General features: G+C 58.9%; 11 protein-coding genes. 10 read left to right on the plus strand and 1 reads right to left on the minus strand.

Going from position 1 to position 17,376, the window contains the following annotated elements; all coding sequences use genetic code 11:
- Positions 1 to 22 precede the first annotated feature (22 nt).
- The 8 genes from RHSP_RS01445 to RHSP_RS01475 all read left to right on the plus strand — a co-directional run bounded on the left by RHSP_RS01445 (position 23) and on the right by RHSP_RS01475 (position 14,441).
- Positions 23 to 4,114: a PIN domain-containing protein gene (locus tag RHSP_RS01445; protein WP_004107781.1), complete on the plus strand. Its 4,092-nt coding sequence runs from the start codon at positions 23 to 25 to the stop codon at positions 4,112 to 4,114.
- Positions 4,115 to 4,420: 306 nt separating this feature from the next.
- Entirely contained in the window at positions 4,421 to 5,080 is a 660-nt protein-coding gene (locus tag RHSP_RS01450) for a hypothetical protein (RefSeq protein ID WP_200863233.1), read from the plus strand.
- Positions 5,049 to 7,022, plus strand: coding sequence for an AAA family ATPase (locus RHSP_RS01455; RefSeq protein ID WP_157385283.1), 1,974 nt, complete (start codon positions 5,049 to 5,051; stop codon positions 7,020 to 7,022). The genes RHSP_RS01450 and RHSP_RS01455 overlap by 32 nt, the downstream gene beginning before the upstream one ends.
- A 1,160-nt stretch (positions 7,023 to 8,182) precedes the next feature.
- On the plus strand, positions 8,183 to 8,341 hold the full coding sequence (locus tag RHSP_RS34460) for a hypothetical protein (protein ID WP_157385284.1): 159 nt from the start codon (positions 8,183 to 8,185) through the stop codon (positions 8,339 to 8,341).
- Between the two features lie 176 nt (positions 8,342 to 8,517).
- Entirely contained in the window at positions 8,518 to 9,369 is an 852-nt protein-coding gene (locus RHSP_RS01460) for a hypothetical protein (RefSeq protein WP_004107792.1), read from the plus strand.
- A gap of 51 nt (positions 9,370 to 9,420) precedes the next feature.
- Positions 9,421 to 11,604: an integrase catalytic domain-containing protein gene (locus tag RHSP_RS01465; protein WP_037148913.1), complete on the plus strand. Its 2,184-nt coding sequence runs from the start codon at positions 9,421 to 9,423 to the stop codon at positions 11,602 to 11,604.
- A gap of 1 nt (position 11,605) precedes the next feature.
- Positions 11,606 to 12,571 carry an ATP-binding protein gene (locus tag RHSP_RS01470; protein ID WP_004107797.1) on the plus strand — a complete coding sequence of 322 codons (966 nt, stop codon included), beginning with the start codon at positions 11,606 to 11,608 and terminating at the stop codon, positions 12,569 to 12,571.
- A 25-nt stretch (positions 12,572 to 12,596) separates the two neighbouring features.
- Positions 12,597 to 14,441: a TniQ family protein gene (locus RHSP_RS01475; RefSeq protein ID WP_004107799.1), complete on the plus strand. Its 1,845-nt coding sequence runs from the start codon at positions 12,597 to 12,599 to the stop codon at positions 14,439 to 14,441.
- A gap of 252 nt (positions 14,442 to 14,693) precedes the next feature.
- On the opposite strand, the gene RHSP_RS01480 is transcribed toward RHSP_RS01475, so the two are convergent.
- Positions 14,694 to 14,960, minus strand: a complete 267-nt coding sequence (locus RHSP_RS01480) for a BON domain-containing protein (RefSeq protein WP_004107801.1) — start codon at positions 14,958 to 14,960, stop codon at positions 14,694 to 14,696.
- A 198-nt stretch (positions 14,961 to 15,158) separates the two neighbouring features.
- On the opposite strand from RHSP_RS01480, the gene dxr reads away from it, so the two are divergent.
- Both dxr and RHSP_RS01490 read left to right on the plus strand, forming a co-directional pair.
- Positions 15,159 to 16,352, plus strand: coding sequence for a 1-deoxy-D-xylulose-5-phosphate reductoisomerase (gene dxr, locus RHSP_RS01485; protein WP_004107804.1), 1,194 nt, complete (start codon positions 15,159 to 15,161; stop codon positions 16,350 to 16,352).
- A 38-nt stretch (positions 16,353 to 16,390) separates the two neighbouring features.
- Positions 16,391 to 17,311, plus strand: coding sequence for a pyridoxal-phosphate dependent enzyme (locus tag RHSP_RS01490; protein WP_037148916.1), 921 nt, complete (start codon positions 16,391 to 16,393; stop codon positions 17,309 to 17,311).
- The last annotated feature ends 65 nt before the right edge of the window (positions 17,312 to 17,376 follow it).

Genomic DNA, 17,376 nt, shown 5'->3' on the forward strand with positions numbered 1-17,376 from the left:
GATATTCTGGCAGAATATTTTGATGCGTGCCTCGTTGATTTGGCACGCCTTCAAGGATCGCATGGCATTATCGCGCACTCAAATTCCGAAGCCGGAAAATCATCAAGATTTCGAGCGCCAATGTGCAGTCCTTTGGTCGGCAAAGCTAAAGGACCCTAATCTTCAGCGCTTGGGGCGAAGCGGTCAAAATCAGCACGGTCTCGATATTATCGGCATCCGCGACGATGACCCGCGAAAACGGGTTGGAATTCAGTGCAAGTTGAAAAATGGGAACGGAAAACTCACCGAAAAAGAGGTCCGTAGGGAGTTCGAAGCGGCACTCGCCATCAAGCCGCCGCTCACGGAATTTCATATTGTCACGACGGCCGACCGCGACGCCGAAATTCAGCTGTTTGCCGATCAACTTGCTGTCGAGCAAATGGATGCCGGTCGCAAAATCCGGTTTATCATTTGGGGCTGGCAGGCGATTACAGATGAGTTGGGGCAATATCCCGACGCTCTGCTGGCGTTCGATGATAGCTACGGCGTATTCGGACAACAAACGATGGCCGCTGTCAACAAAGGTATCGACCTCCAACAGGCGGGGCAAGAGAAGCTTCTTGCTGCGATTTCCGAAATCCAATCGGCGATCAAGACGCAATCTCCAGCGGACACTACGGTTGAAGTCGCGCTTGCAATCGAGAAACACCTCGACGCCGAGATCGACGGATACAGGGATGCGAACAAAGGTGGCCAACGCAGAATCGCTCTCGGCCAGTTCACAGCACTTCTCGAACGCGTCCAACGTGACGGTGTCAGCGGCCGCATCCTGTTCCGCATAAAAGCGAATATCGGCTCCTGCCATCTGCTCCTGGGGAACGAAGAGGAAGGTATAAAGTGGCTTCTCGAAGCGTTCGACCACGCTCCGCTTGAACCAAAGGCGATCGCCAACAAAGCATATGCCCATCTATTGATGGAGGACTGGGACACAGTCCTCGCCATGGGACGTGAAAACCTGAAATCCGAAACCGCCGACGAAATGCTGTCGTCGTACGTTATCCAAGCGGCGAGGTTTTCCGGTTTTACGGGCGACCCTCTTACATTGGTGCCGACGAAAGACCGAGAAGCTGCCGGGGTTTTGCTGGCGATGGCACTTTTCCAGAGATCAAAGCCTGGCGAGGACTGGAAGACGTTGTCGCGGACACTCGCCGAACGCTTTCCTGAGGAGAGACTGGCTCGCCAACTCGCGGCGGAGGCCGATCTCGACGATGTCGTTGGTGATAATAACTACGTCGACCATGTTTCGCTCACAGAGAGCGATCTTGAAAAGTTGAAGCGGTCTTCGATCACGCTGGCTGAACTTTGGGACGAAGTGAAGGCGGAAGATAACAGGCTCGACGAGTCGCAAATCGCCATCTGCGGCAATCTGATCCTGTCTTATAGGGTCCTTGGTGATCATGTGTCGGCGATGGTCATCGTAAGAGAAATGCTCGCGATACCCGATCTTGATGATGGCTCCACGTTGCGAGCCGCCGCCGCTGCCATGGAAGCGGGTGACCATCCTGCTGTCGAAGAAATTCTACCGAGACTTCCGGCCTCTCCGTCAAGGAATCTCCTGGTTCTGCAGATGGCCGTGCTCAAGGGCGACTGGGATACGCTCGCCAAGCTCGATCCGGATAATGAAGAAGCGTATCCACCGACGGAATGGATATTATGTCGCACTGCGATACGACTGGGCCAGCTCTGGCGAATTCCAGATGAAGAGCGTATCCCACAACTGGCGAAACTTATCCAGGATGTCGAGAAGCACCCCCGCGCCAGCATCATAACCGCTCAATATTGCGCCAACAGACGTCAGCCCGGTCTGGCCGAAAAAGCCTGGGTTAATGCCCGCTCGAATATCGACGACAGAAGTCACATCGCAAGCCGCATGATGGTGGCGATCTACGCGTATCGGAATCGCTACTGGTCGGATACCGCAAGCCTGCTGATAGGGCATATCGCGGTGGACCGCGATAGTGAGGAATTGAAGGCATTGGCCGGTTCTCTCGTTCAGGAGCGACCGATCAAACAACGAGCCGTTGAGTTCTTCACAGGTCTACCTGCGGAGGTTAGATCGTCTGCTCATTACCGTTATCTCGAGGGGCTCATGGAGTTCAATCGGGGAAACCTTGCGTCCGCTGAGCTGATCTTCAGTGCAGATATGGACGCTTCGCCGCGCCTAGAACTCCTACTCATGATGATCATGATCCTGCGCCGCCAGAACCGGAGCACTGAGATACCCCCGCTATTGGCTCACTTCGACATCGAAGCGCTGGACGGTACGCCGATCGAGAAGATGAGGATGGCAGAGGAATTGCGGCGCGCCGGACACGAGCGGGCTGCGATTGAAATGGCCTACCCAGTGCTGCGCGCCAACCTCAACGACGAAGCGGTCAATCTCTCCTATGCCATTCTAGTGTTCTCGATGGAACACTTCGGCGACATCGTCAGGGCCGATACCGCGGAGGTGGGCACATGGGTCCAGCTTTCGGGAAGCAATGGAAAGGACTTTGATTTCGTCATCGAGGAAGGTGCCAACGACCCGAGCGGCGGATATTTGTCGCCGACACACAAGCTGGCGGCAGAGACGATGGGCAAAGCGGCAGGTGATACCATCAGCATTCCCCAGCAGATCGGTGATCAGATCACCTGGAGGATCAAAGAGATCAAGCACCGCTTTCTCCATGCCTTCCATGATGTCCTAGCCAATTTCCAAACAAAATTTCCTACTTCCAAGGGCCTCTTCGCTTTCACAATGAATGACGGCGACCTGTCGCCAGTCCTTGATGTGGTGCGCCGTTTTGCGGAACGCGGCGAGAAAGCGATAGACCTTTATGTGAAGTCACGTATCCCCTTCCAGCTCGTGGCGGGAATGTTCAACGAAAACCCCATCAACATTGCCGGCGGCATCGTGGAGGCGGACGAAGACGTCAGCACATGCTTGGGGATCGACCCGGAGCGAGAGGCGGCCTATGCACTCATCAGGAACAGCAATCGAAGAGGTGTGGTGTTGGATGCCCATGCCGCTTGGACGGCGGCGACCCTCGACGTGCTCGATATTATCGAGGCTTCGCTGGGGCCTATCTACCTTCCCCAGTCAGCGCTCGATAACCTCATCACGTTCCGTGGATTTGACGACATCAAGCGGTCCTCGTCGCTGACGCTTTTTCATCGAGGCGGGGAGACCTTCCGCCGGGAGCACACTCAGGAATCTGTGGAGGCGCGCGAGCATTATATTAGCCTACAGATCGCGAAGATCGAAAAAGCCTGCGTTGTCGCGCCGGTCGCAGCCCCGAACGACATCACACCGCTTGAGAGCATGATCCTGGAAAAGTGCGGGGAAAGGGTGTTAGACCCGATCTATCTCTGCACGGATGGCCGTGTTCTCCTGTCCGAGGACCTTCGATATAGGCAGTTCGCCAAAGAAATGCGGGTCGAAGGCCTTTGGCTGCAGGTGATTTTGATGGAGGCCAGAGGCAGAGGCGCGATTTCAGCACAACGATACGCCGACGCAGTGGTCAATCTAGCGATCCTCCGCCATGGCCCCGTAGCTATCGACGCGCCATTGATCAGATCGGTCATCGATCGCGATCCCAGCGGGGACCTACGAACGCTCGACGCTTTGGCGCGCTACATCGGCAGCCGCGGGGCGGATTATATATCTCATACGGCGGTTGTGCAGGAATTCATCGATGCCACGGCCAACGACCGATCCCTCGACCGTCTGGTGAGACAGCGGTCCATTAGTATTCTCCTGCGAAAACTGATCCGTCACACCGGCGACAAATGGCCATTGCTCATCGAAATGCTGGAAGAGCAAGCAGGATTTGCCGACAGGGAGTATCTAACAGGGTGGCTCAAGGGGCATTTTTTGAATCCGGCTATTATCTACGCGCTAAGGAGACGTGTGAGTGCTATTGTGGTTCAGAAAGCGCTCGCGGCCAGCCGACTTGGGGCTGACACGTCGCCACAGCAGGCGTTGCTGGAGACTCGCGGAGCATCAGCGCCAGCGCTGCTGCCTCCGAGATCGCCGCGTAGTTCTGGCCGACCAGACCTTCCTCCGAGAAAACGCAGATCAAAACGCAGAAGGTAATAAAGCGAAACCCCTTTGAGCTTGGCAAGCGAGTTGGCAGTTCGAGACGGTGTTTAATATGCTTGGCGCACCGTTTTTGTCATAGGTCGCGGATTGTTCGACAGTAAACCTCGCACCTCGAATGGTAACAAAATTCAACTTTTCCGCGTGCGACCTCTTGACGGTGCACGTCATGTTCTCTATTTGTTCGCTTTATGAAACAGCACCGCACTCTCATACGAATACGTTGATCACCGAAACCGCCCGTCGGCGGTTCTGATCATCCATGGCTATCGAGGTGCTCTTATGGGTATTGCGTCCCGCGCGTTGACGTTGCGCGCCAAAAGAAAAACCGCGTCGATCCGAACCTATTATCCCGCTGGCACCATCAAATGTGACGGTGTCACCATCTACAGATCGCAGGTGTCGCGTGACGCCGCCTGTATTTTCGATTTCGAGCCAACCATCATTCATTGGAAATGCTTGCCGTCCTCGCTTCCTTACGGGGATGAAGCTCACATTCCGGATTTCGAAATCCTCGATGCCGATGGCTGCCTGGAACTCGTTGATGCCCCCGACAGGCATCTCGACGTTGAACTGCTGGCGGCATCCGCACGGAGAATGGGAATGTCATACCGCCAGCTTCGGCGGGATGAAATCTATGGTGGGCCGAGACTTCGAAATGCAAAGGACCTCCTAAGGTATGCCAACTGCCAGGTGCCGCTCGGAGATCGGCTACGTTTGCTCGCCGGGCTCGACGAAAACGGTACCCTGACCGTTGCGGAAAGCCTGGCGGCCTTCACGGAAACGAAAGCGGTGGCCGGTTTTGCAAGCCTGATCATTCAGGGCTTCATCTCGGTGGACCTCGATGCTGGCCTGATCGGTCCTGAGACCACGGTGAGACGGATATGCGCGTCCTTCAGTCCGCGCTCCAATTCCGAACACCGAGGCAACAATGACCACCAAGAAAAACAGACGCTTCCCTAAAACATATATCGACCCTTATGGCGACGAAGAGAGCGATGCCCTCTCGCTGCCCACCCATCTGGCGGTCATCACCATGTCCCGAGTTCTCCGGCACTTCCTCAAGAAGCGATCGGGGTTCGTCGTGGCATTCGCGTTGCCACCGGGCGGCAACTTCAATGCGTACCAACGCGCGGCCAGATTTCTGCTCGAGGGAACCCTGCCACTGAGCAAGGTGGAAGGCTACAACTACGTCGTCCCGGTCCTTGACGAGACCGACGTGGATGAAGGGTTCATGGAATTCAGGAAACTCAAGAGACTCAGACGCGCTATCATTCTGGTAGCCGACAAGAAACTCTTGGCCAACGAAATCCGACTCGCGGCAGACGTCGTCGCGGAGCTACCATCTCCTTCGGCCGATGATCACCGCATCGCAGCACGCAACATGGGCTTCGGGAATCTTACCGACGAAGACGCTGCTCTCCTCGCCAGTCAGCCCCCGATCCACGCAGCGATCGCCGTTCGACACGGGCGTCCGTTGCCTGCCGCTCTTCGGAGGCTGCGTCTGTATCCCAATACGGGTGTTTCGACGGACGTCCCTTCCGGGCCGACCCTGCACGAACTCTCGGGTTACGGTGACGCGAAGTCTTGGGGACTGGAACTCTCTGACGACGTGGAAGCGTGGCGTGACGGAAAGATCACCTGGGACGACATTGATCGCGGCGTCCTTCTGTATGGTCCGCCGGGTTCGGGCAAAACCTCGTTCGGGTCAGCCTTGGCACGCACCTGCGGAGCGAAGTTCGTCTACGCATCGGCGGCTCAGTGGCAATCCTCAGGTTCCGGCTACCTTGGCGACATGCTGACGGCTATGCGGAAGAGCTTCGCAGACGCCGAAGCTGCGAAGCCGAGCATCCTGTTGATCGACGAGCTTGATTCCATCGGGAGCCGGACCGAGGACGCGGGTCGCAACTCGTCCTATGCCCGTCAGGTGATCAACGGCCTCCTTGAACTTTTGGACGGTGGGCAAGCTCGTGACGGCGTCATCGTCATTGGCGCTACGAACTATCCTCATCTGATCGATGCCGCATTGCTGCGCTCCGGCCGCCTCGAACGCCATTTCGAGATCGGGCTACCCGACGAAGAAACCCGTGCGGGCATCTTCCGTTTCTACCTGGGCGACAACCTCTCGGACGAGGAAATCCGGATCGTCGCTTCGGCGTCGGAAGGGTGGTCGGGAGCGGATATCGAAAAGGGTGTCCGGCAGGCCCGTCGTGGCGCTCGCCGGCAGGGTCGCGATATTGTCCTTGCCGACGTCAAGGGAGCATTGCCACCCACTCGGACGATCCCGATTGCCATGCAGCGACTCGTTGCCGTCCACGAACTCGGCCACGCCATCGTCGGTGTGCTGGTTGATGCCGATCCCCTGATCTCCGTTTCGATCAACAGAACCGTTAGAGAGGACTTGGTCGTTCAGCCCCTGGGAGGGGCCAGGTTCCAGGAACGGATGTTCGCCCGAAAAACGTCGACTTACTTCCAGAACAAGATCGCGGTGCTGCTCGCGGGAGCCGCGGCCGAGGAGCTGATGTTCGGAGACTTCGAGACCGCAGCGGCCGGTCACCCGCACGCGGACCTGAACCAGGCAACCGAGTTGGCGACGATGATGGAAATCAAATGGGGCTTGGGCGGCAGCTTCGCGGTGGAAACCGCCGATACTCCCGAACGGTTGTCGGCGTTCAGATCGCAGCGAAAGGGTCTCCGGCAGGCGGTGGACGTCATGCTGAAAACCCAATTCCAGCGGGCGAAGTCGCTACTCGACGAACATCGAAGCGTCCTGCTCACCTTGCACGAGAGGCTTATGAAGGAGCGTATGCTCTCGGCGGATGACGTTCGTGCCGCACTGCAAGACGCCGCTTCGAGCGACACAATCGGCTGTTTGAATGAGCCAACTGGTCTTCGAAGAGCCTGAAATCGATTTTTTTCACGAACGATTTCAGAAAGGTTAATTTTCGCATCTACCGGCATAGGTTGCACGGAGCTGCCGAATGAACCTCCGCTCAAGTCAGTCAGCCAACACGCCTGCGCAAAGGAAATCTCGATCAATTGCCGCATCGAGTTCTTGAATTATTAAAATCGGGAATCCTTTCCCGAATCCTTGCCAAAGAAAGGAGATCGCGTCATGGCAAGACATGAAAGTAAGGAATTCTCCGACGGTTTGGCTAACGCGACCTCTTCGGATAGCTCGGAAAAATACAGACTGCTCGCGCTGGTCTCGCAATCTTCTTCAGATGGCACATGTCAAGTGTCGACGCCTTCGAAACCGAGACCACGCAAGGCTTCTTGGCTTCTCGACGCCGTCTGCGAGAACAGGAGCCCGGTACATCCAAAACGAGAATTCAAGAACTCGCTGAGCGAGGCATCGGATCGTCGAATCCTTGCGACACTTGTGCCTCCCAGCTGCTGTTTTGCGTCTCCAAGGATTCGCCAAGGAGTTCTTGAATTTTCCAAGGAAATCAGTGGTCTCCGGTTTTCCGCGAATTTCCTTGCGCACCGCGTGCCCGTCTGCTGGAGAGAGCTGATGAGTCAAAAATCGAGTGGACGCGTCAGAGTTGAATCTCGGCCGCGAGTCGCATTTTTCGCTCAAGGTTGGGGTCTTGATATTGCCGGGGGTGTAGGGCTACATGCCGCTCAACGGTGCCAGTTGTCTGGTGCCGGAGATAGAAACGGACCACTCGGGAAAGCGGTCCGTTTTGGAGTGGCTGGACCTGTTGACGCAGGTGTCAGCCGATGGCTCGCACTTGGAGATTTAAGCCATGACACACTTGTAGATGGGCACGCCCCGGAAATCAAACGGAAAACCGGCCCACATCGCCGTATGACGCGTAAAGCGTTAACGGCGATCGTCGATCCGCGTTCTCCCGCACGCCGGACGTCGGTTTCCGGGGCACATCTTGCCCCGGAAACCATCTGCCCCACCGCCCGTGAACCGGAGCGAATAGCCAGGCGGCGACGCCTGACTGCATTGCTCCTCGCTGGCCGGTCTAGGTAGACGCCGGACGGAGCTCCGCTTTCCAATCCGTTTCAACGCACGCCGCCGCCTACGCGAGCGGCCATAGGAGAAGTGCGCCCATGTATCTGTCCAAACACATTCTCGATTCCGCTTTCTTTATCGGAACGGCCGACATCGATCTTCCCACCCTCGACGACCTGACGACCATCCCGTTGGAGGAGGAGATCGCCCGCATGATCTGCTCCGTATCCGACCGCCCGGGCCGCCACGGCCTGTAAGCACAGCAACCGGAAGATAGCTACCCGACGCGGGGATCACCGTCCCCGCGGACGGCGGAGCCATACTACGAGTGGCAGGTTTTGACTTCTCGAAACGAGGCTGGTCCTCTTCCGAAAAGGCATCTCCTCCAGCCAATCTTGCAGGTCGCTTAGCGACAAGGTGGAAGGAGCCGAGCATGAACATCGCCCACACGGTTGCCCGTAATATCGCGCTCAAGAAGGCCGGACTCGGCTTTCTTGTCGACCGTCGCCGTGCGCCTGCGCCTATGGCTGCGTCTTCTCGGCAATACGAAGCCCCCGTAATCCAGCTGAAGGGTAAGCGCGGCCGCACCGAGGCGGAGGACTGTAAATACCGCGGCCGCACCAGCCAGCGCGGCGACATCCCGCTCTTCTGGAACGAGCCGACCGAAGGACACGCGACGCGGCGTCCGGCGCTTCGCCAGGCGAAGACGGCGCGCGGTTTCACGATCTTCAACGGCACCGTGGTGTTCCACGAGAGCGAGCTGGAACATCGTGTCTCGACGATCATCCAGGCGCGCGCCGATGTGCGGGAACTTCATTCCCAGTTCCCCATCCTCCCGTTCTTCGACGACGATGGCGTGATCCACGACCATACCTTCGATTACTACGTGGTATTCAACGACGGCTACCGCGTGGCCATCGCGGTGAAACACGCCCGCAAGCAGGCCCAAATCCTCGACATGTTCGACAGGATCGCCAGAGAAGACTTCTCCCATGTGGCGGACGACCTGCGCCTCATGACGGAGGAGAATGCAACCTACGGGGCATTCTATAACGCCCACGACATCCTGCGCGCCCGCGAGCATTTCGACACGATCGAGTACGAAACCACCCTATCGATCGCGAAACGTCTCGCCGGTCGTTTCCGGTTCGGCGAATTGCTCCGAGGCTGCCGCCATGTCGGAAGTCGGCGCGATGCCGTGTGGCAACTGATTGATCATGGCCATCTGGTCCCGCTCTCCCGGGGGCGCATTTCGGACCTGAGCTGGCTGACCGTGCCGTCCTGACTGTCCTTTCCCCCGCTGCCCTGTCGTTTTCAACGGAGTCAAGAGACCTCGATGCCGAACCACGCCCTGCCTGCGCTCGTCTACCACCACTCCATTGTCGAGATGGATGACACCGACCTCTTCACCTGCGCCAACCAGAATTACATTCCGTTGCGCGCCGATGGGGACGGCTACGTAGTGCGTCACGAAGATGACGGGCGCGAGGTCTTTATGAGCCACGCGGAAATCCACCGCCGACTGACGGAAAAGCGGGCGGCGATCCGCTATCGCTATAACAGCATCCCGGAACAGAAACTGCGCCTCATCTGGGGCGACGAGACCTTCGAAGACCTCGATCCCGAGAAACGCACCCTGCCGAGCTTTCGCGAGAAGCTTATCCTGCGTTATGAGGACGAGTGCCTCAGAGCCGGGAAGGCGCTTCCCCGCTCCGAAGAGAAGCTTCAGCCTCTGCTCGACCAGTGGGCGGATGAAATCGAAAAGGGTACGAAGGGCGAGCGCCGCAAGCGGGGGGATCAGGGGGCCATTTCGTTCGGTGCGCCGTCGGTGCGCCAGTTCAACCGCGACTATGCCGATTACATGGGATGCGGCAGGAAGACGCTCGCGCTGGCGCATCGTCATCACGGCCCCGGCAAGCGCCTCTTCATGAGCTGCCCCGAGAGCATGGCGGTCGCCCACCGTGGCGCGCGTCGGTATCTGTCGCGCAAGAAACCCACGAAGGCTCACTGCTACCTGCTGTATTGCGCCGAGCTTTTCGAGATCAACCAGACGCGGGCCACGAAGCTGCACAAGGTTTCGAGAACCAAGTTCGAATCGATGATCAACCGGTTCGACGAGTTCGAGAAAGACGCCAGCCGTCACGGCGAAAAGTGGGCGGTCGACAAGTACGCCAGGAACCTGCGGAGCTACGACATCCTGGCTCCCGGACAGCGTGTCGAGATTGACGAAGTCAATGTCGACCTCATGACGCTGCTCGTGGAAACGGGCCTATACGAGGGCCTCCCAGAGAAGGTGCGCGCGAACATTCCGAAGGTGCGTATCTGGTTCGTGGCGGCGATCGACGTTGCGACCCGTTATGTCCTCGCGCTCAGGGCGACATTCAATCCGACTGCAAACGCCGCCATCGCGGCGCTTCGCATGATCATGACGGACAAGCGGTTGCTTTCGCAATCGGTGGGCGCAAAAACGCCCTGGATCGGCATGCTGAGACCGAAGGAAGTCTATTCCGACAACGGATCGGCGTTCATCGCCGAGCGCACGCGCGCGGTCTTCAAGGCCGCCCTCGTGAACCCGACTTGTCCGCCCGCAGGCGACCCCGCGCGCCGTCCGTTCATCGAGAGCCTTTTCCATTCCGTCGGCCCGATGATCGCCCAGTTCTTCGATGGTCGCACCTTCGGTTCGATTGCCGAGAAGGGGGACTACGATCCCGAAGAATTTGCTGCGGTAACCACGGACGAGTTGGTCCGGATGTTCACCTACGCGATCTGCGACATCTACCACAATAAGCCGCATGCCTCGCTCGGCGGGAATTCCCCGCACAATGCCTGGGTCCGCGCCACGCGGGAGTATCGCGTTCGGCAGGTGCCGTCGGACGAGGAAATGCTCCACGTTTTCGGCGAGCCTTTGAAGCGGCCGATCTCAGACGACGGGATCACCTACCAGGGCATCACCTACGGAAGCGACGAACTCAACGTCCAGCGCATGAGCCACGGCAAGAAGGAGTTCGACATCAAGACCGATCCCGAGAACGTCCGCTGGATCGCGGTGAAAGGCGACAAGGGCTGGTTCACCGTCGAAAACACCGTCGGCATCGACGATGACATTTCGCTCGCTGAGTGGATCGCGGCCCGCAAGGAGGAACTCGCGCACAATGCCGTCGAGGCGGAAGACGGGATGGCAGCGATGTACGCAGCGGTCAACAAGCTTCGGCGCGCCGGAGAATCGGCGACCATCCGCGCCCATCTGAACCCCGCCATTCCCGACGCCGAAGAATATGAACGCATGGAGCGGGAAGTCATGCGCGGCTGGAAGCCTGGCACCCGTCGGTCCGGCATCTTGCCCGAACTCGTGTCGGAGATTGCACTTCCCGCCGATCCACTCCGCGGGCCGCCGAGGCGCGCCTTGCCCATCGACCACCTGAAATCCGCCCCCGGCGCGAACGCACCCGCCACCGAGCAAGGCCCTCCGTCGCGGCCGGCACCTATCGTTTCCACTCTCGACTACAACGAGGACGACTGACATGACCAACACCAAGTCCAACGAAACTTCCGACTTCGCCGCCCTCAAGGCTGGCGTCCGCGGCAGCTATTTCACGACGGGCCGCGACACGAAGCTGGCTTCCTATCTCCGGGAGATGGCCGTCAACGTCGAAGACTGCGAACTGGGTGCTGGTTCCAAACGGCGCGCCCTGTTTGTTATCGGGGATTCGGGTAGCGGGAAAACCCGCTCGCTCCAGCACCACTTCGAAACGATGCCGGAATTCCGTCCGTACCTGAACGAGCACGGCGAGACCGTCTCGCCAGTGCTGAGCATCGACGCGCCGCGGCCTTGCAACACGAAGGCCTTGGCGATCGCGATCCTAACGGCTTTGGGATTGCCCACAAGGGAGCGGATGACGGAACACACGCTCTTTGCGGTCCTCAAGGTCCAGCTTCGCGAGCGTGGCGTGAAGTACCTGCATATCGACGAAATGCAACACGTCATGCGGCACAACACTGCGACGGCCATCCGCCATGTACAGGACACGCTGAAAAGCCTGATCCAGATTGCCGACTGGCCTCTGCACACGATCTATTCCGGCGTTCCCGAGCTGGCGGAACTGCTCAGGGGCGACCCCCAGCTTGCCAACCGTTCCCGCGTCCTGCGCTACGACGCACTTAGCTGCCCTGCGGACGCGCAATGGATCACCGGCATTTTGGCGAAGGTAACCACCGAAGGATGCGGCCTGGCCTTGTCCGCCGAGCTTCTGGAAGACGACTTCCCGGAGAAGCTGTGTCTGGCGGCCAACGGCGCGTTCGGCTCGATGATCGCGATGGTGCAGGAGGCATGCTTCCGTGCGCTTGAGCGAGGGCGAAAGTCGCTCTCGCTCAAGGAGTTCGCGCGGAACTACGAACGCGATACCGGGTGCATGCCCCGTGACAACGTCTTTACCGCCGCCCGCTGGCGCGATCTCGTCCCCCGTCATGCACTTGCGGACCTCGCCTGATAACGGTTTTGGAAAGGAAGTTCCGATGAAACTGCCGATCTCGATCATGTTTCACGAATGTGAAACGCCGCTTGGTTTCGCATCCCGCCTCTCCACTGCAAACGGCTATCCCTCGCTTGAGGCATTCCTGGACTGCACGGAAACGACAGCGTTCGCGATCTCCCGCGGCGATTCCGTTGCCATGGCTCTCCTGGCTGAATGGTCTGGAGAAGACCACACAAAACTTGCTCGCTATGCTTCGCGAACGCTCGACAAGAAGCTTTGCTTTGGGTTGGGCGATGCGGTGTTCAGCCGCGAATATCGCCGCGGAAAGACTCACCGCTTCTGTGTCAGTTGCATCGAGAACGACTTTCGGGCGGGAGAAGGCCGCATCGGCTCCCGCCCTTATGTGCGAGCATGGTGGGAAACCAAGGCAATTCGAACCTGCCCACTCCACGGGTCGCGCATCACGGAAGTGGCCTGTAATGACGGCCAGGACGATTTCGCTTCTTTCGTTCGGTCCCATCCGCAAGAGTTTGCCAACAATGACAGGGATGCCGACGGCGATCACCCGAGGGGGCTGGACATCTATCTCACCAGCCGCATCCGGGGAGGGAGGTCATTTCCTTTCCTTGATGGTCTCGAGGCGTATGTGGTCGCCGACCTCAGCAAGCATTTCGGCCGCTTTCTGCGTCGATATCGCGGCGCTGCGGTTAGCGAAAATGGCTCGTTCGAGCCCCTTGACGATGCGGAGTACGGATTCAACGCCGTAAAACTGGGCGAAGCCTACATCTCGGAATTGGTTTCGGAACTTGTGCTCGGTGAAAGCCCCGCCTCGGAAGACGAGGCCGCCCCGATGGAACCGATCCTGAGCTGGCTTCGTCGCAATCGCGATGTTCCGGCCTATACAACTCTCGTCGAGCTATTTCAGGACCTCGCGGAAAGAAACATGCCACTGGGTGAAGGTCATATCTGTATTCTGCCCACGCGCAGGCGCTACCGCCACACCGTACGCTCAGCGAGTGTCGAATACGGCCTGGGGGAACCGCGCATCGTAGAACTTTTGACGAAAGCCGGACTCCTGAAAGCGGGAACGGCAACAACGGCAAGGGTTTCCTTCGACGCTGAGCTGGCGAAGCCCATTCTGAAGGCCGCGCAGGATGCCCTGTCCCTTACCGAGGCGGCGGCCATTCTGGATTTGAGGGGGCCAAGGCTGCACGAGATTATCGATGCCGGTTTTTTGCCTCGCGTCGAGGCAGATCGTGGCGATCTTCGCATCTACACCCGCATCAGCAGGCAGGAGCTGACCGACTTTCAAAGTCGCCTGTTTAAACGGGCTCAGACTGCGATCGATCTCGATGGCTACCTGCCAATCTTGAAGGTGGCCCACAGGTGCAACTGCCAGCTAAATGAAGTTGTTGAAATGATTCTGGACGGCCAAATTCATGGTGTTGCCCGGACCGGCACCGGCCTCACGTTCGGCAATCTCTTCGTGAATCTGAAGGAGGCCCAGGGGAAGAGGCGTCTTGTAGCCAGACGGGAGATCGGAACCGATCTGCTGTCGATTGCGGAAGCCGCCGACCTGTTGAATACCGCGAAATACAAAATCTACCCTCTTGTCGCCAGCGGAGTCCTTTCGTCGGTCACGAGACTCAATCGTTCGTCGCGCCAGATGCAGTCTTTCATCGAACCGAAGGCTCTCGAGGATTTTCAGCGCGTTCATATTTCAGTTGCTGAAATCGCCTCGATCTATGGCACACGCGCTGACGTGATCGTTCGACGCATGGAATTGCTCGGCATTGAGCCAAGCTTCGACCCCGGGTCCCGGCCAGGAAGGTACTATTGGCGGAGCGATCTGGATAAGTTCACTTTTGACCGAGTAACGGCCTAGCACCGCCATCATCATACGACGTTTTTGAAGGCTCCGGTTTCGGAGCCTTTTTTATTGCCCTAATTCTGGTGGCGATTTCAGGGACAGACCTATTAAAGCGTCTGGGACAGATCAAATTAAACGATGGTAAAAAACGCAACAAAATCAACTACGATCTATCTTATCTGGGACAAACCTATTAAACCGCTCCATCCGCACGCTCGATGTTTGCGGAAATTACCAGCGTTCATTACGTTTTAGGTATTAACTGAGTTACCCTACGACAATCCGGTTCCTCACCAGCCTGACCCCGCGGATCGACTCGGCGACCGCTGTCGCCCGCCTCACCTCCTGCAGTGTCGCCACCGAGCCGTCCAGGCGGATTTCCTGGCCTGCGGCTGTTACCGTGACATCGGAAGCATCGATACCGCCGGCAACGGCCAGCGCATTGGCAACGGCGGATTCCAGGGCGGATCGCCTTGCCTGTTCGCTTTCCAGATAGAGTTCCGTGCCGTGAAACGTTGCAGCCTTAAAAACCATTCGTCACCTTCTGCATCCAAGTGGTCGGAAAACGCAGCACTTGCCATTTGGTTCAACGGAGAGCGAAAATATCGTCAAATCAGTAAGTTCAGGCTCGCCACACCTCCACCTCTGGCAGTGGCTGCGCAGCAGCGGACTTGCCGCTCCCGGCAATCCCCTGTAGAGCCTTGGAGAACAGCAGCAAATGCGGATACCTGAATGAACACCGGCAGCAAGGCGCGTCGTCGCCTGACGATATTGGGTTCGACCGGCTCCATCGGCCAGAACACACTTGACGTCATTGCCCAGCTGGGCGGACGCGACGCCTTCGACATCGCGGCGATCACCGGGCATGACAATATCGCCCTGTTGGCCGAGCAGGCCAAGGCCTGCGGCGCCGCTTTCGCCGTCACCGCCAATGAAGAGCGCTATCGGGATTTGAAGGATGCCCTGGCCGGATCAGGCATTGCCGCCGGCGCGGGCAAGAATGCCCTGATCGAAGCCGCCTCGATGCCCTCGGATTGGGTGATGGCTGCAATCATCGGCACCGCCGGTCTGCCACCGACGCTGGCGGCCGCCCGCCGCGGCGCCGACATTGCCCTTGCCAACAAGGAATGTCTCGTTTCCGCCGGCGATCTTTTCGTGCGCGCCGTTGCCGAAGGCGGTGGCCGGCTGATCCCGGTCGACAGCGAACACAGCGCCATTTTTCAGGCGCTGGAGGAAGACCAGCAGCATGCGGTGGAGCGCATCATCCTGACCGCGTCCGGCGGTCCCTTCCGCACCTGGACGCGCGAGCAGATGGCCAATGTCACGCCCGCTATCGCCCGCGCCCATCCGAACTGGTCGATGGGCTTCAAGATCTCCATCGGCAGCGCCTCGATGTTCAACAAGGCGCTGGAGATGATCGAAGCCAAGCACCTGTTCAACGTGCGGCCGGATCAGATCGAAGTGGTGGTGCACCCGCAATCGGTCATCCATTCCATGGTCGGCTATACGGATGGCTCCGTGCTGGCGCAGCTCGGCTGTCCCGACATGCGCACGGCCATCGGCTATGCGCTCACCTACCCCGCCCGCACCAAGCTCAGCGTCGATCGGCTGGATTTCGCCAAGCTCGCCCGGCTCGATTTCGAGGCGCCGGACGAGGTCCGCTTCCCGGCACTGCGCCTTGCCCGCACTGCGCTTCAACGCGGCGGCCTGCAGGGCGCGATCATGAATGCAGCCGAAGAAATTGCCTTTCATGCCTTCGTGGATGGCCGCATCGGCTTCCTGGAAATGGCCGATATCGCCGAAGCCGTCATGGACGAGATGATTTCAACCGGCAGCGCCGAAACCATGGACGCCGTCTTTGCCGCGGACGCGGAAGCACGCAGCCGTGCAGCCGTGCTTATCGCCCAGCGGGAAAAGGCCGCCTAAACCCCATCGCCGACAACACCCTCTGGATAGATCATTCCATGCCGTTGCATCTCGAAACGCCACTGCTCGAATCCCGGCCGCTCAGTCAGGCATCAGGACGCTCCATCTGGCTGAAAATGGATGCGCTCCAGCCGCCAGGCTCCTTCAAGATCAGAGGCATCGGTGCTGCCTGCGAACATCACGCGACAAACGGAAAGCGGCGCTTCGTCTCCTCCTCCGGCGGCAATGCCGGCATTGCGGTCGCCTATGCCGGACGTTGCCTTTCCATCCCCGTATCGGTCTTCGTTCCCGAGACGGCGTCGGACCGGGCGAAAGCGCTGATCCGCCAGGAGGGCGCCGAGGTTTTCGTTCACGGGGCATCCTGGCAGGAGGCAAATGAGCGCGCGCTGCAGACAGTCGATGCGGAAACGGCATTCATCCACCCCTTCGATGATCCGCTCCTCTGGACAGGCCACGCGACGATGATCAACGAGGTCGTCAGAGCCGGCGTGCCGTTCGATGCGGTCGTTCTTTCGGTGGGCGGCGGTGGCCTGCTGGCCGGCGTCTCGGAAGGGCTCGACCGCAACGGCCTTCAACATGTTCCGATCATCGCCGCGGAGACGGAAGGCGCCGCCTCGCTCGCAGCTGCCGTCAAAGCCGGCAGGCCGGTGGAACTGCCTGCCATCACCAGCATCGCGACATCGCTTGGCGCTCGCAAGGTCGCCAAACGGGCCTTTGAGATCACCCAAAACAGGCCGGTCGATTGCGTTGTCGTCGATGACAGTGCAGCCGTCGACGCCTGCATGCGCTTCCTCGACGATCACCGCGTCCTGGTGGAGCCGGCTTGCGGCGCCGCATTGGCCGTCGCCTACGCCCATGCCGAGAGGCTTGCACGTTTCGAGCGCGTGCTGATAATCGCCTGCGGCGGAGCGACCGCCACCCTCGCTCAGCTGCAGGCCTGGCAAACCAGCCTGGCTTAGATAAGCCGGAACTAACTCTGCTGTCTTGAAAGACATTGCGGAAATGGGCGCTACGCCAGGCATTT

This window comes from Rhizobium freirei PRF 81 (assembly GCF_000359745.1).
GTDB classification, from domain to species: Bacteria; Pseudomonadota; Alphaproteobacteria; order Rhizobiales; family Rhizobiaceae; genus Rhizobium; species Rhizobium freirei.